Here is a 4,454-nt window from a genome sequence, read left to right on the forward strand (position 1 = left end):
ACGACCAGCCATCAGGGTTATTTTGCCACACAATATCGACTTGTCCTTGCCTGATATTGAGAGGGGCTTGGAACACATTTCCATACGGTAAAATGTCATCAATCAAGGAAACGGAAGCTTTCGCTTGCTCGATATTTCCAGAAACAGACATTGACGCATGATGGACTTCAGGGAGTAACCCCCATTGGGCCATACCGGCGTTATTTAACTCACCAGAGTAACGAAGTGACTCTATAGTTTCGCCCTTCGAAATTCTGACATCTTCTAACTGACCGGTAAAATCCAGCTCTTCAATAAAATTCACCGTATCGTCTGAATCGGGAACCAATCGAACCAAAGGGCGGAGTGCTTTCAAATCAAGCTGAGAGATATTTAAACGCCATAAATCCGGTTGCCAATCAAACGCAAGGTCTAGTTCTGGCCATTCGATACTATCGGTTCTGACCTGCAACGAATGCGCATCAACTCGCAAGCCTTCTTCACTCGGTAACAGTTTGATAATACCCGATTCAAGCACCAGTAGATGCTGCTGTTCGTCATTCCAAACCAGTTCTGATGGATTCAGATCGACATAAGCATCAATAGGACGTCCGTGCTCTAACGTTATCCAACTACTAAAGCTAACAAAACCTTTCTCTATGCCCGTTTTTTCCCGCCATTCACTTGGAATCCAGGGGGTAATGCGAAGATTATTGGCGGCCAAATAGAATTCACCCGATACATCCTTTAATGATCCGTAATCATAGAAGTTAGCGCTTACTTGCAAGGAATTTAACGCGGTATCAGCAATACTGACCGTACCTTCAGCTTTATGTAAGTTTCCTTGATTGAGCCAACGCAAGTTTTCAATATCTAATTGACGCGTACCACCATCAACCGCCTGATACATGATTGATGAGTTGAGTAAAGAAAAGTCATCCAGTTGGGACAGTAATAATCGATCTAACTTAGCCACCACAGAGCTATCATGATCTGGGACGTTTTCACTCGTTTCTTCAGATTGTTGAAATAACGAGACCGACCGTATATCCAGCTTCATCTCATTGATCGATAAATCGGTCACAATAGGTTGAAGCTGAAGAATAGATTGGATGAGGTCAAACTCCACTTCCAGAGTTTTCGCCGAAAGGTGGATATTGGAATTATCAGGAAGATCAGCCGCAAGCCCTTCCAAAGCGATAGAGGGATGAGTATTGCGCCAAAAACCTTTGACGCTATCAATGTTAAACTCAATCCCTGCACTCTGACTGACCCAAGATTGAATCTCATCTTGAAAATGATTGAGCTTAGGCAGAGCGATGCGCAAGCTCGTCACCAAAATTGCTAATGAAACAAAAATGGTGAGGAGCAAGAATAACAACACCCGCAGCAGGTGGACGAAAGCGGAATTCACAAAATGCCTATTACATCATAACGACGTCAAATTGCTCTTGAACATAAAGAGGCTCAGCTTGAATACGAACTTCTTTGCCGATAAAGACTTCTAGTTCAGCAAGAGCGTGAGATTCATCATCTTCTAACGACTCTGCAACCGCTGGTGACGCGTAAACAACAAACTTGTCTGCATCGTATGCACGGTTAACCCTTGTAATTTCGCGTAGTATTTCAAAGCACACGGTCGCCACCGTTTTCACACTCCCTCGACCTTCACAAGCTGGGCAGCTAGCACACAATACATGCTCGATACTTTCCCTTGTGCGCTTACGCGTCATCTCAACAAGGCCTAACTGGGTAAAGCCGTTTATGTTGGTTTTGACCCGATCTTTATTGAGCGCTGCATCTAACGAGGTAAGCACTCGCTTACGGTGATCTTCTGAGAGCATATCAATGAAATCAATGATAATAATCCCGCCAAGGTTTCTTAAACGTAATTGACGAGCTATCGCCTGAGTCGCTTCAATATTGGTGTTAAAGATCGTCTCTTCTAGGTTTCTACGTCCGACAAACGCACCGGTATTGATGTCTACCGTCGTCATTGCTTCGGTTTGATCGATGATGAGATAGCCACCTGATTTTAATTCGACTTTCCGATCAAGAGAACGTTGAATCTCATTTTCAGTGTCATACATATCAAAGATAGGCTTATCACCTTCGTATAGCTCCAGTTTATCTGTCAACTCAGGAACATACTCACTGGTAAATTCAACCAATCGCTCATATTCAAGACGTGAATCCACCATGATGTTATCCAGCTCTGTGCCGACAAAATCTCGGATAATGCGGTGCGCAAGGCCAAGCTCACCGTACAGATTACTTCTCGTTTTATACTTAACTCGTCGCTCAACAATCTTTGACCATAAGCGCTTCAGAAATGCGGCATCTTGAGACAGTTCTTTCTCATCTGCCCCTTCCGCAGCGGTACGAATAATGAATCCGCCATGCTCATCACAATAGTGAGAAACAACTTTCTTTAACCGGTTACGTTCTTTCTCGCTTTCAATACGCTGAGAAACGCCCACATGGCTCGCGCCTGGCATAAAAACGAGATAACGCGAAGGCAAGGTGATGTCCGTGGTGAGGCGCGCCCCTTTTGTCCCAAGAGGATCTTTCACGACTTGTACGACAATGTCTTGCCCTTGTCTAACTAGCTCCGAAATGTCGCGAACTTGGAATTGTTTTTTCTCATTTTCAGCCACGCATTCCGTATGTGGAACGATGTCTGAGGCGTGCAAAAAGGCCGCTTTATCTAAACCAATATCAATAAAAGCCGCTTGCATGCCAGGTAAAACTCGACTGACTTTACCTTTGTAGATATTGCCGACGATGCCACGTTTTGCTTCACGTTCTATATGGATTTCTTGTAGAACCCCACTTTCTATCATCGCCACCCGTGTTTCACTTGGCGTGATGTTTAGTAATAACTCTGCACTCATGAGTACACCTCAAAATTATAATTATAAAAATTCGCGCAGCAGTTGGTCTGTTTCATAAAGGGGTAATCCGACCACGGCAAAGTAGCTGCCTTCGATTCGGGTGACAAAACGTCCGCCCAATCCTTGAATGCCATAACTTCCCGCTTTATCTTGTGGTTCGCCCGTATGCCAATATTGTTCTATTTCATTTTCAGACAAAGGCTTAAACCACACATCGGTCGACACAACCACTGAGTGCTGTTTTTGATTTGATATCACCGTCACTGCGGTGAGCACTTGGTGGCAGCGGTTGGATAACTGCATTAACATCTGTTTTGCGTGCACTAAATCATTGGGTTTTTCTAATATATTGTCGCCACTCACAACGATGGTATCGGAGCCTAAAACCACGGTATTACTTTCATGATGTGAACGCTCTTCACAGCGTAAAAGCCCAGCCTTCGCCTTATCTAATGATAGACGCTTAACATACTGCTCTGGGGTTTCTGAAGCTAAGCATGTTTCTTCAACGTCGGTCACCAATACCTCAAACTCATACCCTAATTGAGTTAGAAGTTCTTTACGTCTTGGCGACCCTGACGCTAAGACCAGTTTTTTCATGTTCATCATTTTATTTGCCAATGTCGTCTTACTCGACGCATTAATAAAAACATCCAAGGCCACAGTATGGCATTTATCAGCCCGCTCCACAGTGACAATGGATTAAAGGCAATGTCTTGAATTAAGAACTCACCAAAAAAGATCATTCCTTCAAGCGCGATGGATAACAAAGCAATAATGATCGCTTGTTGCCATAAGGCCATATTTCTTAGAACGAGGAAATTGATTGCTACCACATAGATAACTATCGATAACATCATTCCTCGAATACCCAGTGTCGACCCAAGTAAAAGATCCCACAGGAGACCTAAAACTAATGCGGTTCCTACGTTGACACGATGTGGCAAGGCAAGAACCCAATAACAGATCACTAGCAATAACCATGCAGGTCTTAAAAGATCAAGCACGCCCGGCCATGGGATAGTTTGTAAAATGAGAGCAATAAGAAATGAAGTCATAATGACGATTCGACTCGATAGAACTCTATTGGTCATTGTTTGCCTCTTCCATTGCCTCTTCTTCCATCACCTCAGGATCCGCTTGTAATATTTTTTCTACTCTCGATTCATTAGGCCAAATAAGCAGTAAATATCGTAAACGATCAAACTCAACCACAAGTCCTGCACTGATCGCAGCGAACTCACGCTGTGTATCTCTATCAACGCTTGTCACATAGGCAACGGGATACCCCTCAGGATAAACACCGCCAAGACCTGATGTCACAAGAAGATCGCCTTCTAAAATATCGGTGCTGGTTGGGATGTGCTCCAACTGAAGTTTATCGATGTCCCCAGAACCGGAAGCAATCACTCGGATATCGTTACGGATCACCTGAACCGGAATCGCGCTATTGCTGTCAGTTAATAATAGTACTCGGCTATTATGCGCCGCAACAAAGGTGACTTGACCGACGATGCCATGCTCGTTAGTCACAGGTTGACCAACGTACACACCATCCACTCGCCAGATCGGAAGAGCGGT

Annotated in this window: 5 protein-coding genes; all 5 read right to left on the minus strand. The window is 44.2% G+C overall.

Annotation, left to right across the window (positions count from 1 at the left end; genetic code table 11):
* The coding region (locus tag ACP45E_RS14785) for a YhdP family protein (RefSeq protein ID WP_426511361.1) at positions 1-1,315 on the minus strand (1,315 nt) is incomplete at its 3' end.
* A gap of 88 nt (positions 1,316-1,403) precedes the next feature.
* Entirely contained in the window at positions 1,404-2,873 is a 1,470-nt protein-coding gene (gene rng, locus ACP45E_RS14790) for a ribonuclease G (protein WP_017035137.1), read from the minus strand.
* 21 nt (positions 2,874-2,894) lie between these two features.
* Positions 2,895-3,479, minus strand: coding sequence for a Maf family protein (locus tag ACP45E_RS14795; RefSeq protein ID WP_026026657.1), 585 nt, complete (start codon positions 3,477-3,479; stop codon positions 2,895-2,897).
* Entirely contained in the window at positions 3,479-3,967 is a 489-nt protein-coding gene (mreD, locus tag ACP45E_RS14800) for a rod shape-determining protein MreD (protein WP_017035135.1), read from the minus strand. The genes ACP45E_RS14795 and mreD overlap by 1 nt, the downstream gene beginning before the upstream one ends.
* The coding region (mreC, locus tag ACP45E_RS14805) for a rod shape-determining protein MreC (RefSeq protein ID WP_069585176.1) at positions 3,957-4,454 on the minus strand (498 nt) is incomplete at its 5' end. The genes mreC and mreD, both read right to left, overlap by 11 nt.

It is taken from the genome of Vibrio genomosp. F10 str. 9ZD137 (genome assembly GCF_049974785.1).
In the GTDB taxonomy this organism is placed as follows: domain Bacteria; phylum Pseudomonadota; class Gammaproteobacteria; order Enterobacterales; family Vibrionaceae; genus Vibrio.